Raw genomic sequence first — 18441 nt, forward strand, 5'->3', positions numbered from 1 at the left:
TTTTCCTGTGGGAGCGGCTTCAGCCGCGAATCAGCCCGGCAGCGTGCGATACCGCCCATTCGCGGCTGAAGCCGCTCCCACATAGACGTGCGCCCCTCAGTCCAGCTGTGCGAACACCTCGCGCGCCGCCGCAATCGTCGCGTCGATATCCGCCGCGGTGTGCGCCGCCGACACGAAGCCCGCCTCGAAGGCCGAGGGCGCGAAGTAGTGGCCCGCCTCCAGCATCGCGTGGAAGAAGCGGTTGAAGGTGTCGCGGTCGGAGGCCATCACCTCGGTGAAGGAACGCGGCACGCGCTCGGCGAAGTAAAGGCCGAACATGCCGCCCACCGAATCGGCGCAGAAGCTCACGCCGGCATCACGCGCGGCGGCCGACAGGCCGTCCACGAGTTGCGTCGCCCGCACGGCGAGCGCGTCGTAGAAGCCCGGCTCGCGCACGAGCTTCAGGGACGCGAGACCGGCCGCGACCGCGACCGGGCTGCCCGACAGCGTGCCGGCCTGATACACCGAGCCCAGCGGCGCAATGTGGTTCATGATGTCGCGACGCCCACCGAAGGCGCCCACCGGCATGCCGCCGCCGATCACCTTGCCCAGCGTCGTCAGATCGGGCGTGATGCCGTAGAGCCCCTGCACGCCCTGCGCTCCGACGCGGAAGCCGGTCATGACCTCGTCGAAGATCAGCACGGCGCCGTACTTGGTGCACAGCTCGCGCAGCCCCTCGAGGAAACCCGGCAGCGGCTTGATCAGGTTCATGTTGCCGGCCACCGCTTCGACGATCACCGCGGCGATCTCGCCACCGCGCGCCTTGAACGCGTCCTCGACCTGCCCCAGGTCGTTGTAGTCGAGCACGATCGTGTGCTTCGCGAAGTCCGCCGGCACGCCGCCGGAGGACGGATTGCCGAAGGTCAGCAGGCCCGAGCCCGCCTTCACCAGCAGGCTGTCGGCGTGGCCGTGGTAGCAGCCCTCGAACTTGATGATCGCATCGCGCCCGGTGAAGCCACGCGCGAGACGGATCGCGCTCATCGTCGCCTCGGTGCCGGAGCTCACCAGCCGCACCATGTCGATCGACGGCATCAGCTCGCAGATGAGCTCCGCCATCTCCACCTCGGCCTCGGTCGGCGCCCCGAAGGACAAGCCGCGCAGCGCCGCCTCGCGCACCGCCTCGACGATGGCCGGATGGGCGTGGCCGGTGATCGCCGGGCCCCACGAACCGACGTAGTCGATATAGTCCTTGCCGTCCGCATCCCACACGCGCGCGCCCTGCGCGCGCTCGATGAAGCGCGGCGAACCGCCCACCGAGCGGAAGGCCCGCACGGGCGAATTGACGCCGCCCGGGATGGTTGCCTGGGCTCGCTGGAAGAGGATTTCGTTCTTGCTCGTCATGTCGGTGTGCACTCGTCTATTGGCAATGGTGGAAGAAGGACCGCGCCGGGCGCGGAGAATTCAGCCGGGCAGGCCGAAGGCCGCACGATATGCGGCCGCGCGGGCGCCCGGATCGGGATAGTCGAACACGTCGGCGATCACCGCCAGCAGGTCCGCCCCTGCGGCGATCGCCTGCGGCGCATTGTCCAGCGTGATGCCGCCGATCGCCGCGACCGGCAGCTCAAGCTCGCGCCGCGCGCGCGTCAGCAGATCGAGCGGCGCATGTACCGCCGCGGGCTTGGTCGAGGACGCGAACACCGCGCCGAAAGCCATGTAGTCGGCCCCCGCCGCGGCACCCTCCTCGGCCCGCTCCCATTCGTTGTAACAGGTCACGCCGAGGATGCGCCCCGGTCCCAGCGCCGCGCGCGCCGCGCGCAGGTCGCCGTCGTCGCGCCCGAGATGCACGCCGTCCGCTTCGAGCGCGAGGGCCAGCTCGAGGCTGTCGTTCACGATGAAGGGCACGCCGGCCTCCCGGCACAGCGCGGCAACGCCCGCCGCCTGCTCGCGCCGCAACGCCGCATCGGCATGCTTGCTGCGGTACTGCACGAGGGCCGGCCGCCCCGCGAGCGCCCGGCGGACTCCCGCCAACAAGGCCGCGCTGTCGGCGGTGTCGGGGGTGATCAGATAGAGACCGCGCAGGGCGAAGTCACGCTTTGCCATCTTCATCCTCGTTTGCCCGCGCCCAGAAGAAGCGATCCGGGATTGCCATGCCCATGCCGGGCCGATACGCGCTCGTCAGCGCCTGCACGGTGAATTCCTGCGCCTCGCGCACCGCCTCGGCCACCGCCATGCCTTGCGCCAGCGCGCCCACGAGTGCCGCCGCCAGCGTCGCCCCGGCCCCGAGGAAGGGCCCCGGCAGTCGCTCCCACGCATCCGTCCGCACGACGCCCTCGCGGCCCACCAGCACGTTCACGAGCTGCGGCCCGGGCTCACCGGCACCGGTCAGCAACACATATTGCACGCCGCGCCCGAGCACGCGCGCAATCGCATCCGCCAGCGACAGGGCCTCGTCCTCCTCGCTGTCGTCGTCGTCCGTGTCGTCCGTGTCGTCCGCTTCGCCGCCCTCGAAGATCTCGCCGAGCGCATCGAATTCGTCGGCATCGACGAATTCGCCGTCCTCATCGTCGCCGTCGTCGCCTTCCGGCGTCAGGGCCGCAAGCTGCAACACCTCGCTGCGGCTGGCGACCAGCACCGTCACCTGCGGCAGCACCAGCTCCGCGAGCGCCGCCAGCATGTCCTCGCCCGCGGCTTCCTCGCCATCGACGATGGACAGCGCCGGCTCCAGCACCAGCGGGACATCGGGATAATCGGAAAGGATCTCGGCGATCGCCGCGACATTCTCGACACTGCCGAGCAGGCCCAGCTTGAAGGCCTGCACCGGAATATCCTCAAGCAAGGCCCGCGCCTGCGAATCGACCGCATCGGCATCCAGCGCGAGCAGCTCCTCGACGCCGCGCGTGTCGCGCACCGCGATCGCGGCCACGACGGACAGGGGATGACATCCCATGCTCGCCAGCGTCAGGACATCCGACTGGAGGCCGGCACCGGCGGTCGCGTCGCTGGTGGCGAAGCACAGCACGACAGGGGGAACTGCGGTGAATCCGAGGGGCATGACGGAATCTGCCGGTTACGCCAGACGCCTGTTCTGGCACGGCATGAAAAATGCGGTAAGATGCGGCGGATTTTACAGCCAATTTGCCCGGAGCATGCTTACAGATGGCCAATACGCGCCCCCATACCGGAAGCATCCGGCGCGCGCGCTCATCGGCCACCCTGACGGGGGCGCTTGCGACAACGCCGCGGCCATCGGACGGGACACGGGGATGCGGCCCGCATGCCGCCGGCGCGAAGCAGTGCCTTCGCCGCATGCTCCCGAAGACATGTGGATGCATCGCCGCACCGGCACAAGCGGCATCTCGCAGCACGTGCGCGACGCCGGAGCGCGCGCGCAGCCACCACGCCGGCCACGCCAGCAAGGATTGAAGCCATGGATCTGACCGGACTCAAGGTGATGGTGATCGACGACAGCAACACCATCCGCCGCAGCGCCGAGATTTTTCTCACCAACTCGGGCTGCCAGGTGCTGCTGGCGGAAGACGGCTTCGACGCCCTCGCGAAAATCGCCGACCACCATCCCGACGTGATCTTCGTAGACATCATGATGCCGCGGCTCGACGGCTACCAGACCTGCGCGCTGATCAAGAAAAATCCGCAGCTCGCCGCGACCCCGGTGATCATGCTGTCGTCCAAGGACGGCCTGTTCGACCGCGCGCGCGGCCGCATGGTCGGATCCGACGAATACCTCACCAAGCCCTTCACCAAGGACAGCCTGCTCAAGGCGGTCGCCACCCATGCCGCGCGCAAGGCCGGCACGGGCCTTTGACTGGAGACTCATCGCAATGCCGATCAAGAAGATTCTGGTGGTCGACGATTCCCCGACCGAACGCCTCGCCCTGACCGAGCTGCTGACTGCGAAAGGCTACCAGGTCGTCACCGCCGAAAGCGGCGAAGACGCCATTGCGCGCAGCAAGAGCGAAAAGCCCGATCTCATCCTGATGGACGTCGTCATGCCCGGCATGAACGGCTACCAGGCCACGCGCACCATCTCGCGCGACGAGGCCACGAGCGCCATCCCGATCATCATGTGCACCAGCAAGGGTCTCGAGACCGACCGCATCTGGGGGATGCGTCAGGGCGCGCACGACTACCTCGTCAAGCCCGTCAACCCCGCGGATCTCCTCGCACGCATCCAGGCGCTGGGCTGACGCTCGATGACCAAGCGACTCAGCCTGCGCGAATTCCAGGAAGACCTGGTGAAGCGCTTTGCCGAAGCACAGAGCGGCAACCGCCGCGCATTGCTGGGCGTGCGGGCGGGGCGCGAAAACTGGCTGATCAACCTCACCGACAGCGGCGAGATACTGCCCGCCCCGCCGCTCGCGCCCGTGCCGCTCACGCACGACTGGTTTCGCGGCCTCGCGAACGTGCGCGGCACGCTGTTCAGCGTGGTCGATTTCTCCGCCTTTCATGACGGACCGCTCACCCCGCCCGGCGGATCTGCGCGCCTGCTGCTGGTCGGCGCACGCCACGGCACGAACTGCGCGCTGCTGATCTCGAGCGCCCTCGGACTGCGCAACCCGGACGACTTCCATGTCGATCCCGATGGCGGCGCGGACGATCGCCCCTGGGTCGCCGAGCGCCTGCTCGACACCCGCGACCAGCACTGGCTGCGGCTGGACGTGCCGACGCTGCTCGCACAACGCGGCTTCCTGCAGGCCGGACTCGAGTGAGCACGCACGCGCCCCATTTCCCAAACCTTCACGGCAACCCATCATCCGATCTCGCGGAGCACACACCATGGCCCTCAAGCTTCCGACGCTGAACTTCAAGAAAAAGAAGAAGGCCGACCCGGAAGGCGCGCCCCTCGCCACCACCATCATGGAGGCGGTCCCGCCGCGGCGCAGCCCCGAACCGGCAGCAGCGAAGGGCGGCGGCAAGCGGGCAGGCAACGCTGCCAACCGCTTCGGCATGCTCGCCACGGTCTTCGCCGCAGCGTCCATGGTGGGTCTGGGCCTGCTCTACTACCAGTACCGCCAGTCGGGCAACGCGACGGCCTACATCGCCGCGGCAGGCGAGATGGAAACCACCGCGCAGCGCATCGCCAAGGCCGCCCAGCTCTCCCTGCAAGGCAACACGCAGGCCTTCGCCGAGCTGCGCACGAGCACGAACCGCTTCACCGCGCTGCTGGACGCCCTGGCGAACGGCGGCGACATCGAAGGCCGCAGCCTCCCGGCCGCGCCCGCGGACGTACAGCCGCGGGTGGAAGACCTCGCGGCAAAATGGCGCCCCACCGCGGAGCTCGCCAACCAGCTGATCGCCCAGGAAAGCAATCTCCTCGTGCTCAACCGCTCGGTCGCCACGATCAACCAGCAGAACGAGTCCCTGTATGAACAGGCGCGGCAGATCGTACAGGCGCGCGTCGGCAGCAATGCGCGCGACGTCACGGCCGCCACGAACAGCGTCGTGCTGACGCAGCGCATCGCCAAGAACGCCAACGCGCTGCTGGTCGCGAACGCGATCGACCCGGAAACGGCCTTCGCGCTGGGCAAGGATGCCAAGTCGCTGACCGAGGTGATCAACGAGCTGCGCGCGACCACCACCGATCCCGAAGGGCGGCGACGCGTAAATGAATTCGCGACCGGCGCCACCGAGACCCTCGACGCCGTCGACGACATCCTGCAGCACATCCAGACGCTCGTGCAGGCGAAGAAGGCCGGCAGCGACATCTTCGGCGCGTCCGAGCCGCTGTCGAGCAGCGCTAGCGAACTCTCCGCGGCGCTGTCCGGCGCCACCGGCGGCCTGTCGCCGGCGACGCTCGGCGTCGCGCTCGCCGCGATTGTCGGCCTCATGGCCCTGAGCCGCATGGCGCAGGTGAACAACCGCGAACTCGCCGCGCGCCAGCACGAAGCCGAACAGCACCAGCGCACCGCGGAGAACGAGCGCAACATGGCGCAGCAGGCGATCCTGCGCCTGATGAACGAGATGGGCGATCTCGCCGACGGCGACCTCACCGTACGCACCACCGTTTCCGAAGACATCACCGGCGCGATCGCCGACTCGGTCAACTACACCATCGAGGAACTCTCGGTGCTGGTGCGCCGCATCAACGACGCCGCAACGCGCGTGACGCAGGCGACCGAATCCGCGCAGAAGACCTCCACCGAGCTCCTCGGCGCGACCGAACGGCAATCGCGCGAGATCGAGGAAGTCGGCGCAACCGTCGAGCAGATGGCCAAGACCATGACGGAATCGTCCGAACGTGCCCTGCGCTCCGCCCAGGTCGCGCGGCGCTCGCTGGAATCGGCACGCAAGGGCGCGGGCGCCGTGGAAAACACCATCAAGGGCATGAACGGCATCCGCGAGCAGATCCAGGAAACCTCGAAGCGGATCAAACGCCTCGGCGAATCCTCGCAGGAGATCGGCGAGATCGTCGAACTGATTTCCGACATTACCGAACAGACCAACGTCCTCGCGCTGAACGCGGCCATCCAGGCCGCCTCGGCAGGCGAAGCGGGCCGCGGCTTCACCGTCGTCGCGGAAGAAGTGCAGCGCCTCGCGGAGCGCTCCGCCGAGGCGACCAAGCAGATCGCGGCGATCGTGAAGACGATTCAGACCGACACCAAGGACGCCGTCGGCTCGATGGAAAACGCCACCCGCGACGTGGTCGAAGGCGCGCAGCTGTCCGATGCTGCCGGCCAGGCGCTGGCCGAGATCGGCGAGGTGTCGACCGAGGCCGCGCGCCTCATCGAACAGATTTCCAGTGACACGCAGCACCAGGCAGCCACCGCGACCCGCGTCGCCGAAACCATGAAGGAAATTCTCGCGATCACCGAACAGACCGCGACCGGCACGCGCCAGACCGCCGTGTCGGTCGGCCAGCTCGCCGACCTCGCCGTCGAACTCAAGGGTTCGGTGTCGGGCTTCAAGGTCTGACGCACTCGCCCCTCGCTCGGGAACCGGCCATGACGCACCCCTCTGAACTGGATCTGGGCCCGCTCACCTGGGTCAAGAACGAAATCGACCTCGCCCTCGCGCGGGCCGACGAGTCGCTCGAACAGGCGCTATCCGCATCCGACGCCCCGGGCCGCCTGCAGTTCGCGCAGACCCACCTGCATCAGGTGCGCGGCGCGCTCTCGATCGTCGGCCTGGACGGCCTCACCCAGTTCGCCTCCTCGCTCGACCAGTCGCTCGGGCTGCTTGCCCGCGGCGAACGCCCCATCGATGCAGCGACCATCGCCCTGGCGCGGCGCGCGCTCGCGACGATGGGCAACTACATCGAAGAGCTGGTGCATGGCACGGCCGATCAGCCGCTGCGCCTGCTGCCGCTGTACCGCGAAATCAACGCCATCCGCAGCGCGGACCCGGTCACGCCGGCCGAACTGTTCTTCCCCGACCTCACGCAACGTCCGCCACGCCGCCAGATCGCCAGCGTCACGCTGACCGACGAAGCCCGTCAGGCGCAGCTGCGGGCGCAGCGCGCCCTGTTCCAGCGCGGCCTGCTGCAGTGGCTACGCACGCCCAACGACTCGGCCGGCCCTTCGGCCATGCTGGACGCCGTCAAGGGCATGGAGGTACTGCATACCGGCGCCCCCGTCACCAACCTGTGGTACGCCGCGCAGGCCTTCCTCGAAGCGCTGGCGCACGGCGACCTGCCGGCTCAGCCCGAGGTCAAGCGTCTGTGCTCGCAGCTCGATGCGCAGCTCAAACGGCTTGCCGATGCGCCCGTCGCGATACCGGATCGCTTCATCCGCGAACTGCTGTACTGGGTCGCACAAGCCCCCGCCCGCACCGCCCAGCAGCAGGCCGTGCGCGACACCTGGCACCCCCATGCCCTGATTCCCGAGGCCGGCTCGACCGTCAGCGTCACGCCGCTTGCGCCGCTGCTCAAGTCGCTGCAGACCTCGATGTCCGCCACCAAACACGCGTGGGACGAGTTCTCGGAAGGCCATGCCGCCGCCCTGCCGCGCTTCGCCGGCGGCCTCGCCGATGTCGCGGCCCAGGCGCCTCAGCTCGGGCGGCCCGCACTCGATCGCCTGCTCGAAGCCCTGATCGAGTTCGTCCGCTGGCTGCGCAAGGACCCGCTGCAGAACACCGACAAGGTCGCCATCGAGGTCGCCACCGCGCTACTGCTCGCGGAAGGAGCGCTCGACCGCGTCGTGCCCGACGCGGGCTTCTCGACGCAGGTCGCTGACACCGTCAGCCGCCTGGGCGCGGTGACGCGCGGCGAGTCGGTCGAACCTGCCGAGCACTCGCCGACGGTCGAGACGGCACGCCGCCTGCAGGAACGCGAAGCGGTCGGCCAGCTGGCCCGGGAGATCCTCTCGAGCCTCGCGCAGGTCGAACAGATCCTCGACGACTTCTTCCGCAACCAGCAGAAGCGCGCACCGCTCGAGAATCTCGCGACGCCGCTCAAGCAGGTGGAAGGGGCGCTGACCCTGATCGGCGACCCCGACGCGATCGCGCTCGTGCACGACGCCGCAGGCACCGTTGCCCGGCTCGCAGCGAGCGACGCAGAGCCGGAAGCAGGCCAGTTCGAAGGACTCGCGCAGCGCCTGTCGGCCCTCGGTTTCTACGTCCAGGCCCTGCAGCACGGCCCGGCGAACCTGCAGGCCTTCCTCGACCCGAGCGCCCGGCGCGCGCAGGCAAGCGCCGAAGCGGCCGCCCTGACGATCGAGCTGCCGCGCTTCGCCGAAGTGGTTCAGCCGGCCACCACGGCAACAACAGCCGGCGTAGCGGCAGCGCCCTCCGCGGCCGAGCAGCCCCCTGCCGCTGCGACGCCCGCGGCTGAAGTGGAGGAACTCGCCGCTGCGGCGCCCGCTGAAGCTCCCGCGCCCGCAGCGCCGGCCGTCGAGGAGGCAGCGCTCGAGGCTCCGCTCCCGATCGAGGAAGTCGAAACCGACCTCAACTTCCAGCCGCCGCTCGAACCGGCCGAGCCGAGCCCGCCCCAGATCCACGTCGACTTCGCTCCGATCGAGTTGCCGCCCGAGACACCGGCACCTGCGCTTGCTCCGGCGCCAACCCCGACGACACCGCCCGCAGCGGCGCCCAGTGCCGCGGAAATCGACGCCGAACTGCTCGAGATCTTCATCGAGGAAGCCCACGAGGTTCTCGCCAACATCGCCGAGCAGGTCGAGCTGTCGCGCACGGCACCGGGCAACGCCGAGCACCTCACGTCGATCCGGCGCGGCTTCCACACACTCAAGGGCAGCGGCCGCATGGTCGGCCTACGCGATCTCGGCGAGGCTGCCTGGGGGCTGGAGCAGACCCTCAACCGCTGGCTCCAGCTCGAATGGCCGCCGACCCCGGCCCTTCACCATCTCATCGGGGATGCCTGCGAGAGCTTCTCCGCGTGGGTCTCCGATCTGGAGGCGGGAGGCAGCCAGGCACGCGACGTCGCCGCCCTGATGGCGGAAGCCGAGCGCCTGCGCAGCAGCGACACGCCGATCAGCGAGCCGGCGCCCCAGGGTGCGGCGACGCCTGCCGCCGAACCCGCGGCAGCCGCTGAGGCCGCCCTCGCCTTCGCGACGCTCGAACAGGCCGCAAGCGGCGAGATCCTGCCGGTCACAGCCCCGGCGGCCGAAGAGGAAGAGATCGTCGTCGAGGAATCCCTCGAGGCGCTCGAACTCGAGGCGCCGGGCGAGGAAATCGCGCTCGACGAGGAAGAGGCCGGCGAAGGCTTCGAAGCTGCGGCCGGGAGCGAGTACGCACCGAAGACGAGCCAGCTCGACGAGTTCCGGACGAGCGGTGCAATCGCACAGCCGGAAGAGACGGCGACATTCGAGGAAATATCCCTCGAGCCCGCCGCTGAAGAGACCTTCGTACTCGAGGAACTGGAAGAAGCGCCGTCGGCAGTAATCGGCGAAGAGCTCCTGTTCCCCCTCGAAACCGGCGACCTGGCAACCGGCGAGCCCTCGGGCGCAACGCCCCCCGCCGCGGAAGCGGAACAGCCGCCAGCGCTCGATTTCACCGCCGAACCCGAAGAAGCGATCACGCTCGAAGCCCTGCCCGAACTCGAACTTCCGCCGGCGACCGGGGAGCGGCCCGGCTTCGAGACGAACGTCGCGCTGGAACGGACGACCGGAATCGAGGAGCCCATCCCGCTGACAGAGGCGGAGGCGGCCGACGCCGCCGAGGCACAGGAACTCGAGGAACTGGCCGAACTCGAGGAGGTGCTCGATCTCGAGGACAGCATCGATCTCGAAGAGGCGGTGGAACTGGAAGAGCCCCTCGAGGAGGAGCCCCCCGCCGCCATCGAGCCTCTCGAGCTGGAAGAGACCGGCGCACTCGCAACGCCCTTTGCCGAGGAAACCCCTGCCGCAAGCGAAGCACCGCAGGAGATCGAGGAGGCGACCGTCGACCTCGAGGAACTCGAGGTGCCGATCGAGCGCGACGTCGTCCACGTCGGCGACAACGAGATCAGCCGCCCGCTCTACGACCTGTACCTCGGAGAGGCGCGGCACCATCTGGGCACCCTGCGCGACGAACTTGGCCGCCTCGCGGCCAACCCCACCCTGATCCCGGCCGAAGCCGCCCTGCGCGCCGCGCACACGCTTGCCGGCATCTCGGGCACCACGCGCCTGATGAGCGTGCAAGGTCTCGCACGCGCGCTCGAGCACGCGATCGAGCGCCTGCGAGAGGGCGCCCACCCGCCGACCGCCGAGCAGTCCGCGGTCATGAAGAGCTCCAACGACACCCTCGAGGCGATGGTCGCGCAGGTTGCATTGCGCCAGATGCCGATCGAGGTGCCCGAACTGATCGAGCAGCTCGACGGCATCGGCCGCACGCTCGCCCTCGACGTCGGCTTCGAGCCGGAAGGCGCAGTCATCGAGGAGGAGGTTCCCGAACAGCCGTCCGCCGCTGTGCAAGCCCCCGAGGCCGCAGCCCCCGCGGCGACCGTCGCCGACGATCTCGACGAGCAGCTCCTGCCGGTCTTCCTCGAGGAAGGCGCGGAACTGCTTGCCGATCTGCACGCGACGCTGCGACGCTGGAGCAGTGGCGACCCCTCGGCCGATCACGCCAAGGCGACAGCCCGCCTGCTGCACACGCTCAAGGGCAGCGCGCGCATGGCCGGCGCGATGAGCCTCGGCGAGCACGTGCACCAGCTCGAATCGCAGCTCGAAGCCGGCCGCGAAGCGGGGCGCGACGCCGCCGAGATGATCGACGAGCTCGTCGGCGGACTGGACCGCACCGAGCAGATGATGGGCGCGCTCACCGGCACACCCGCCCCGGCAACGCCGGCGGCCGCTGGCGCGACCGAAGTCGCGGTCTCCGTGGCTGCGCCCGAAGCCGCGCCGACCGAGGGCGAAACCAGCGCGACGGCGACGCTGCGCGTGCGCGCCGACACCGTCGACCGCTTCGTCAATGAAGCCGGCGAGATCGGCATCGCCCGCACCCGCATCGCCGGCGAACTGCGCACGCTGCGCCGCTCGCTGCTGGACCTGACCGAAAACGTCATCCGCCTGCGCAACCAGCTGCGCGAGGTCGAGATCCAGGCCGACGTGCAGATGCAGTCGCGCATCGCCCATACCGGCACCAGCGAGGGGGACTTCGATCCGCTGGAGATGGACCGCTACACCCGCCTGCAGGAGCTCACGCGGATGATGGCGGAGAGCGTCGGCGACGTCACGACCGTGCAACAGAGCCTGCTGCGCAACCTCGACGGCGCCGAACTCGCGCTGAACAGCCAGGCCCGCCTGTCGCGCGACCTGCAGCAGGCGCTGATGCAGGTGCGCATGGTGCCCTTCGACAGCCTCGCCGACCGCCTCTATCGTGTCACGCGCCAGACGGCCAAGGATCTCGGCAAGCGCGCCAACCTCGACCTGCGCGGCGGTCGCATCGAGATCGACCGCAGCGTGCTGGAACATATCACCGCACCGCTCGAACACCTGCTGCGCAACGCCATCGCACACGGCCTCGAGGCCCCGGAGACGCGCAGCGCCGCCGGCAAGAACGAGATCGGCCAGATCACGCTGAGCGTCAGCCAGGAAGGCAACGAAATCGCGATCAGCCTCGCCGACGACGGCGCCGGCCTCGATTACGAACGCATCGCCGAGCGGGCACGTGCTAACGGCCTGCTCGGGCCGGCCGAGATCGCCGACGAGCGCCGCCTGACGAACCTGATCTTCCTCCCCGGCTTCTCCACCGCCAGCAACGTATCCACGGTGTCCGGCCGCGGCGTCGGCATGGACGTCGTGAAGTCCGAGACCGCGGCGGTGGGCGGGCGCATCGACATCCGCTCGACGCGCGGCGCCGGCACGGAATTCCGCATCTACCTGCCGCTCACGCTGGCCGTGACGCAGGCCCTGCTGGTCAGCGCGGGCGGGCGTACCTACGCCATCCCCTCGAGCATGGTCGCGCAGGTCATGGAGCTGAAGGCCGGGGCGCTGCGGGAGCTGCGCGCCGCCGGCGGCACGGACTGGCAGGACATGCACTTCAACTATCGCTACCTGCCGCGCCTGCTCGGCGACGCGGCGAGCCAGCCCGAGGAGCAGCGCTTCAACTGGGTGCTGCTGCTGCGCGCCGGCGCCCAGACGCTCGCGCTGCACGTCGATGCGCTGCGCGGCAACCAGGAAATCGTCGTCAAGAACGCCGGCCCGCAGCTCGCTCGCGTGGTCGGCATTTCCGGCGCGACGGTGCTGGGCGACGGCGAGATCGTGCTGATCCTCAACCCGGTCGCGCTCGCCAGCCGCAGCCTCGCGGAGGCGGAAAGCGCGGCGCAGGCGCCGGGTGCCGCCGCGCCGGTCGAGGCGACGCAGGTCGTCCAGCCGACCGTGATGGTCGTCGACGACTCGCTGACGGTGCGCAAGATCACCGGCCGCCTGCTCGAACGCGAAGGCTATCGCGTGATCACCGCCAAGGACGGCGTCGAGGCGCTGGAGCGCCTGATCGAGTCGGTGCCCGACGTCATCCTGTCGGACATCGAGATGCCGCGCATGGACGGCTTCGACCTGCTGCGCAACATCCGCGCCGATGAGCGCACGCGCGACGTGCCGGTGATCATGATCACCTCGCGCCTGGCGGACAAGCATCGCCAGTTGGCCGAGAAGATCGGCGCCAGCGAGTATCTCGGCAAACCCTACGAGGAAGGCGAGCTGCTGGCCCTGCTGCAGCACTACACCGGGAAGGCGCGCGCGGAGGCCTGATCGCGCCGCCCGGCTCAGTCCCGCGCCACGGCAAAGCGCGCGAGCGTACGCTCGCGCGCCGTGGCGTGATCGACCACCGGCACCGGGTAGTCCCGGCCGATACGCACGCCCGCAGCCGTCTGGTCCGCCGCGCCCATCTTCCACGGCGCATGGACGTACTTGTCCGGCACGCGCGCGAGTTCCGGCAGGTAGCGACGGACGAAGCGCCCCTCCGGATCGAAGCGCAGCGACTGCGTGACCGGATTGAAGATGCGGAAATACGGCTGCGCGTCGCAGCCCGTCGACGCCGCCCACTGCCATCCGCCGTTGTTGGCCGCGAGGTCGTAGTCCAGCAGATGGTCGGCGAAATGGCGCTCGCCGCGCCGCCAGTCGACGCCCAAGTCCTTGGTGAGGAAGGACGCCACGATCATGCGCAGCCGGTTGTGCATGTAGCCCGTGGCGTCGAGCTGGCGCATCGCCGCATCGACCAGCGGATACCCGGTGCGTCCCTCGCACCACGCCGCAAACAGCTCCGGCGCCGCGTCCCACGCGATCCGGTCGTACTCGGGCCTGAAGCTCCCCGTCACGACGCGTGGGTGGTGCCACAGGATCATGTGGTAGAAGTCGCGCCACACCAGTTCGCCGAGCCAGCTCTGCGCCCCGGCGCCGCCGTCGGCCCATGCGAACGCCGCCAGTTCGCGGACGGACACGGTGCCGAAGCGCAGGTGCGTGGACAGGTAGGACACGCCCTTGACGGCGGGAAAGTCGCGCGCCTCGCGATAGCGCCCGATGCGCCCGGCGAAGTCCGCGAACAGCGCCCGGCCGCCGTTCATGCCGGTCGGCATGCGCAGCCCGGCGAGGTTGGTCGGCACGAACCCCAGCTCCTCGAGGCCGGGCACGCGCTCGCCCGCGGCCTTGGGCGCGAGCTGCGCGGCGTAGCGCTCCACCGGGTAGGCCTGCACATAAAAGCCGTCGAGCTTCTTCAGCCACGCGTTGCGGTAGGGCGTGAATACGCTGTACGGCTGGCCGCCCTGGGTCAGGATCTCGTCTCGCTCGAAGATCACCTGGTCCTTGAAGTCCTCGAAGCCGATCCGCGCTTCCGCAAGCCGCTCCGCCACGCGCCGGTCGCGCGCGATCGCCGCCGGTTCGTAGTCGCGATTGCTCAGCACCGCCTCCACGCCGAGTTGCGCCGCCAGGGCCGGGATCAGCTCATCGGCGCGCCCGTGTCGCACGATCAGGCCCGATCCGCTCCCGCCCGCCCGGCGCGACAGGGCGTCGAGCGCAGCGTCGAGCTCCTGCACGCTGCGCCAGATGAACTCGACGCGCCGGTCGCTGCGGCTCGGCAGTGCGTCGAGAATCTCCGTATCGAACACGAAGACGCAATGGACCCGCCCGAAGCGACGCAGCGCGTGATACAGCGCAGCGTGATCGAAACTGCGCAGGTCGCGGCGAAACCACACGAGAGCTGAGGACATGAAGAAACCCGGGAATTCGGAAAGTCGCATTCTGACGCACCCATGCCGCACAGGTTCCTGCTCCATGCCGCGCGCGAGAGGCTAAAATGCAGCCATGAGCGAAATCATGTCGAACCTCACGCATCATTTCCTGATCGCCATGCCCAGCATGGCCGATCCGAATTTCTCGCGCACGCTGACCTACATCGCCGAGCACAACGACCAGGGCGCGCTCGGGATCATCGTCAACCGGCCGATCGACATGACGCTCGCCACGCTCTTCGAGCGCGTCGAACTGCCGCTCGACGCCGCGGGCTTCGCCGACCAGCCGGTGTACTTCGGCGGCCCGGTGCAGACCGACCGCGGCTTCGTGCTGCATCGGCCCGCGGGCGAATGGCACTCCACCCTGAACGTGAATGACGAAGCCGGCCTGACCAGCTCACGCGACATCCTGCAGGCCATCGGCAGCACCGGCCAGCCCGCCGACGTGCTCGTGACGCTGGGCTACGCCGGCTGGACCGCCGGCCAGCTCGAACAGGAGATCGCCGACAACGCGTGGCTGACCGTGCGCGCCGATCTCTCCATCGTCTTCGACCTGCCGCCCGAGGAGCGCCTCGCCGCCGCCATGCAGAAGCTCGGCATCGACTTCACGAACCTCAGCGAGACGGCCGGGCATGCCTGAGGCGGCCGCGCCCGAACCTCGGCCAACCCCGGACCTCCCCGCGCGCGGCACCCTGCTCGGCTTCGACTTCGGTCTCGTGCGCCTCGGCGTCGCCGTCGGCGAACTCGAGACCGGCCGGGCCAGCGCACTCGTGACCATCAGCGGCGAGGCCAACGCGCCGCGCTTCGCCGCCATCGAAAAACTCATCGCCGAGTGGCGCCCCGTCGGCCTCGTCGTCGGCATCCCCTGCCACCTCGACGGCACTCCGCACGAAATGACCGCCCGCTGCCGCCGCTTCGCAAACCAGCTGCACGGCCGCTATCGCCTGCCGGTCATGGAAAGCGACGAACGCCTGTCCTCCGCCGCGGCCGAAGCCGCGTTGGAGGAAGCGGGGCAGCGCAGTTGGCAAGCACGCAAGCCGGTGCTCGACGCAGTCGCCGCCCAGATCATCCTGCAACACTTCCTGGACACCCTCCAACATGCAAAAGCTTGATGCCGAAGCGCTCTTCCAGACCCTGGTCGAGCAGATGCGGCCGCACGTGACGCCCGACACCGCACTGGTGGGCATCCACACGGGCGGCGTGTGGCTGGCCGAACGCCTGCACCAGGCCCTCGGCCTGAAGCACCCGACCGGCTCGATCGACGTGTCCTTCTATCGCGACGACTTCGGCTCCAAGGGCCTGCATCCCCAGCCCAAGCGCACCGAGATCCCGTTCGACGTCGAAGCCGCCCACGTCATCATCGTCGATGACGTGCTCTACACCGGGCGCACGACGCGCGCCGCGATCAACGAATTGTTCGACTTCGGCCGCCCCGCGCGCGTCGACCTTGCCGTGCTCGTCGACCGCGGCGGCCGCGAGTTGCCGATTGCCGCGCGCTACTGCGCCCTCACCCTGCCCCAACCCCTGCCCGCAAGCCAGAACCTGCAGCTCGAGACCGACGCTGCCGGCGCGCTCACCCTGAGGCTGATCGATGCATAACCCCCAGCTCAACAAACACGGCGAACTGCAGCACCTGCTGACGATCGACGGCCTGCCGCGCGACGTCATCACCGCGATCCTCGACACCGCCGCCCCGTTCACCGAAGTCGCCGAACGCGAAGTCAAGAAGCTGCCGCTCTTGCGCGGCAAGAGCATCTTCAACCTGTTCTTCGAGAACTCCACGCGCACCCGCACGACCTTCGAGATCGCCGCGAAGCGCCTGTCGGCCGACGTCGTCAACCTCAACGTATCGACCAGCTCCACGGCCAAGGGCGAGAGCCTGCTCGATACGGTCGACAACCTGTGCGCGATGCAGGCCGACATGTTCGTCGTGCGCCATGCCGCGAGCGGCGCGCCCTTCCTGATCGCGCAGCATCTCCTCGCGACCGGGCGCGACCACATCCACGTCGTCAATGCCGGCGACGGACGCCATGCGCATCCGACGCAGGGCCTGCTCGACATGTACACCATCCGGCACTACAAGAAGGACTTCACGAACCTCACCGTCGCGATCGTCGGCGACGTGCTGCACTCGCGCGTGGCGCGCTCGCAGATCGCCGCGCTGACCACGCTGGGCGTGCCCGAGGTACGCGTCATCGGCCCCAAGACGCTGCTGCCGACCGAGGTCGAGCGCATGGGCGTGCGCGTCTTCCACGACATCCGCGAGGGCCTCAAGGGCGTCGACGTCGTCATGATGCTGCGCCTGCAGAACGAGCGGATGAACGGCGCGCTGCTGCCGACCCCGCAGGAATACTACAAGGTGTGGGGTCTCACCGCCGAGAAGCTGGCGCTCGCCAAGCCCGACGCCATCGTCATGCACCCGGGACCGATGAACCGCGGCGTCGAGATCGATTCCTCCGTCGCCGACGGCGCGCAGGCCGTGATCCTGCCCCAGGTCACCTTCGGCATCGCGGTCCGCATGGCCGTCATGAGCATGCTGGCCGGCCAGCAAGGGAGCAACAAGTAATGAAGATCCGCATCACCAACGGCCGCGTCATCGACCCCGCGAACGGCCTCGACGACCAGCGCGACCTGTATCTCGCCGACGGCAAGATCGTCGCGACCGGCGCGGCGCCGGACGGTTTCGCCGCGGAGCGCACGATCGACGCCGCCAATCTCGTCGTCGCCCCGGGCCTCATCGATCTCGCGGCGCGCCTGCGCGAGCCCGGCTTCGAATACCGCGCGACGCTCGAATCCGAGATGGACGCGGCGATGGCCGGCGGCGTCACCAGCCTCGCGATCCCGCCCGACACCGACCCCGCACTCGACGAACCCGGTCTCGTCGAGATGCTGTGCTACCGCGCGAAGAAGCTCAATCGCGCCCACGTCTACCCGGTCGGGGCGCTGACCATCGGTCTCAAGGGCGAGCGCCTGTCCGAGATGGCCGAACTGGTGGAAGCCGGCTGCGTCGCCTTCAGCCAGGCCAACGTGCCCATCGTCGACAACAACGTGCTGATGCGCGCGATGCAGTACGCCGCGACCTTCGGTTTCCGCGTCTGGCTGCAACCGCTCGCGCCCTTCCTCGGCCGCAATGGCGTCGCGCACGACGGCGAGGTCGCCTCGCGCCTGGGCCTGCCCGGCATTCCCGTCGCCGCTGAGACGATCGCGCTGTACACCTACATCCAGCTCGCCCGCGCCACCGGCGCGCGGCTGCACGTCACACGCCTGTCCAGCGCCGAAGGCCTCGCGCTGGTCGAGCAGGCCCGCGCCGACGGCATGGACATCACCTGCGACGTGTCGATCAACCACCTGCACCTGTCCGACATGGACATCGGCTACTTCAACAGCAACTGCCACCTCGTGCCGCCGCTGCGCAGCCAGCGCGACCGCGACGCGCTGCGCCAGGGGCTCGCCGACGGCCGGATCAACGCGCTGTGCTCGGACCACACGCCGGTGGACGACGACGGCAAGCTCACCCCCTTCAGCGAATCGGAACCCGGCGCGACCGGCCTCGAACTGCTGCTGCCGCTCACCCTCAAGTGGGCGCAGGAGACGGGCCTGCCGCTGGTGAAGGCGCTGGCGCGCGTGACCTCGGATGCCGCGCGCATCGTCGGCATCACCAAGGCCGGCCACCTGACGCCCGGCGCGCGTGCCGACCTGTGCCTGTTCGACCCCGCCGCCCACACCACCGTGAGCCGCGACAACCTGCGCAGCCAGGGCAAGAACACGCCCTTCCTCGGCCTGGAACTGCCCGGCCGCGTGCACTACACCCTGGTCGAAGGCCAGGTCATGCACGAACTGGGCTGAGA

General features: G+C 69.2%; 14 protein-coding genes. 10 read left to right on the forward strand and 4 right to left on the reverse strand.

Features of this window, described 5'->3' with window-relative positions; all coding sequences use genetic code 11:
* Nucleotides 1-96: 96 nt before the first annotated feature.
* Genes hemL through U5817_RS21565 form a run of 3 tightly spaced genes read right to left on the reverse strand, consistent with a single transcriptional unit; the run spans nt 97 to nt 3031 of the window.
* Nucleotides 97-1380, reverse strand: a complete 1284-nt coding sequence (hemL, locus tag U5817_RS21555; RefSeq protein WP_407278774.1) for a glutamate-1-semialdehyde 2,1-aminomutase — start codon at nt 1378-1380, stop codon at nt 97-99.
* Between the two features lie 60 nt (nt 1381-1440).
* The gene (gene thiE, locus U5817_RS21560; RefSeq protein WP_407278775.1) at nt 1441-2085 is read right to left on the reverse strand and encodes a thiamine phosphate synthase; all 645 of its coding nucleotides are present in this window, start codon (nt 2083-2085) and stop codon (nt 1441-1443) included.
* Nucleotides 2066-3031, reverse strand: a complete 966-nt coding sequence (locus U5817_RS21565) for a bifunctional hydroxymethylpyrimidine kinase/phosphomethylpyrimidine kinase (RefSeq protein ID WP_169127399.1) — start codon at nt 3029-3031, stop codon at nt 2066-2068. Before U5817_RS21565 ends, thiE begins: the two co-directional genes overlap by 20 nt.
* Before the next feature lie 375 nt (nt 3032-3406).
* Between U5817_RS21565 and U5817_RS21570 the strand changes: the two genes are divergently transcribed.
* From U5817_RS21570 to U5817_RS21590, 5 genes are all read left to right on the forward strand, one after another.
* A complete protein-coding gene (locus U5817_RS21570; RefSeq protein ID WP_169127401.1) occupies nt 3407-3802 on the forward strand; it encodes a PleD family two-component system response regulator in 396 nt (131 codons plus the stop codon).
* Between the two features lie 16 nt (nt 3803-3818).
* Nucleotides 3819-4184: a PleD family two-component system response regulator gene (locus U5817_RS21575; protein WP_169127403.1), complete on the forward strand. Its 366-nt coding sequence runs from the start codon at nt 3819-3821 to the stop codon at nt 4182-4184.
* A gap of 6 nt (nt 4185-4190) precedes the next feature.
* Nucleotides 4191-4706 (forward strand): chemotaxis protein CheW, encoded by a 516-nt coding sequence (locus U5817_RS21580; RefSeq protein ID WP_169127404.1) that lies wholly within the window; start codon nt 4191-4193, stop codon nt 4704-4706.
* A 67-nt stretch (nt 4707-4773) separates the two neighbouring features.
* Nucleotides 4774-6909 carry a methyl-accepting chemotaxis protein gene (locus tag U5817_RS21585; protein ID WP_169127406.1) on the forward strand — a complete coding sequence of 712 codons (2136 nt, stop codon included), beginning with the start codon at nt 4774-4776 and terminating at the stop codon, nt 6907-6909.
* A gap of 29 nt (nt 6910-6938) precedes the next feature.
* Nucleotides 6939-13118 (forward strand): Hpt domain-containing protein, encoded by a 6180-nt coding sequence (locus U5817_RS21590; RefSeq protein ID WP_407278776.1) that lies wholly within the window; start codon nt 6939-6941, stop codon nt 13116-13118.
* Nucleotides 13119-13132: 14 nt separating this feature from the next.
* On the opposite strand, the gene U5817_RS21595 is transcribed toward U5817_RS21590, so the two are convergent.
* Complete coding sequence (locus U5817_RS21595) at nt 13133-14572, reverse strand: cryptochrome/photolyase family protein (RefSeq protein ID WP_407278777.1); 1440 nt, start codon at nt 14570-14572, stop codon at nt 13133-13135.
* 94 nt (nt 14573-14666) lie between these two features.
* Here U5817_RS21595 and U5817_RS21600 point away from each other — a divergent pair, with 94 nt between their 5' ends.
* Genes U5817_RS21600 through U5817_RS21620 form a run of 5 tightly spaced genes read left to right on the forward strand, consistent with a single transcriptional unit; the run spans nt 14667 to nt 18439 of the window.
* Nucleotides 14667-15233, forward strand: a complete 567-nt coding sequence (locus U5817_RS21600; RefSeq protein ID WP_169127412.1) for a YqgE/AlgH family protein — start codon at nt 14667-14669, stop codon at nt 15231-15233.
* The gene (ruvX, locus tag U5817_RS21605) at nt 15226-15705 is read left to right on the forward strand and encodes a Holliday junction resolvase RuvX (protein ID WP_169127414.1); all 480 of its coding nucleotides are present in this window, start codon (nt 15226-15228) and stop codon (nt 15703-15705) included. Before U5817_RS21600 ends, ruvX begins: the two co-directional genes overlap by 8 nt.
* A complete protein-coding gene (pyrR, locus tag U5817_RS21610) occupies nt 15692-16192 on the forward strand; it encodes a bifunctional pyr operon transcriptional regulator/uracil phosphoribosyltransferase PyrR (protein ID WP_169127416.1) in 501 nt (166 codons plus the stop codon). Before ruvX ends, pyrR begins: the two co-directional genes overlap by 14 nt.
* Nucleotides 16185-17159: an aspartate carbamoyltransferase catalytic subunit gene (locus tag U5817_RS21615; RefSeq protein WP_169127418.1), complete on the forward strand. Its 975-nt coding sequence runs from the start codon at nt 16185-16187 to the stop codon at nt 17157-17159. Before pyrR ends, U5817_RS21615 begins: the two co-directional genes overlap by 8 nt.
* Nucleotides 17159-18439, forward strand: coding sequence for a dihydroorotase (locus U5817_RS21620; protein ID WP_169127420.1), 1281 nt, complete (start codon nt 17159-17161; stop codon nt 18437-18439). Before U5817_RS21615 ends, U5817_RS21620 begins: the two co-directional genes overlap by 1 nt.
* Nucleotides 18440-18441: the final 2 nt, after the last annotated feature.

The sequence above is a fragment of the Aromatoleum evansii genome, assembly GCF_045689615.1.
GTDB lineage: Bacteria > Pseudomonadota > Gammaproteobacteria > Burkholderiales > Rhodocyclaceae > Aromatoleum > Aromatoleum evansii.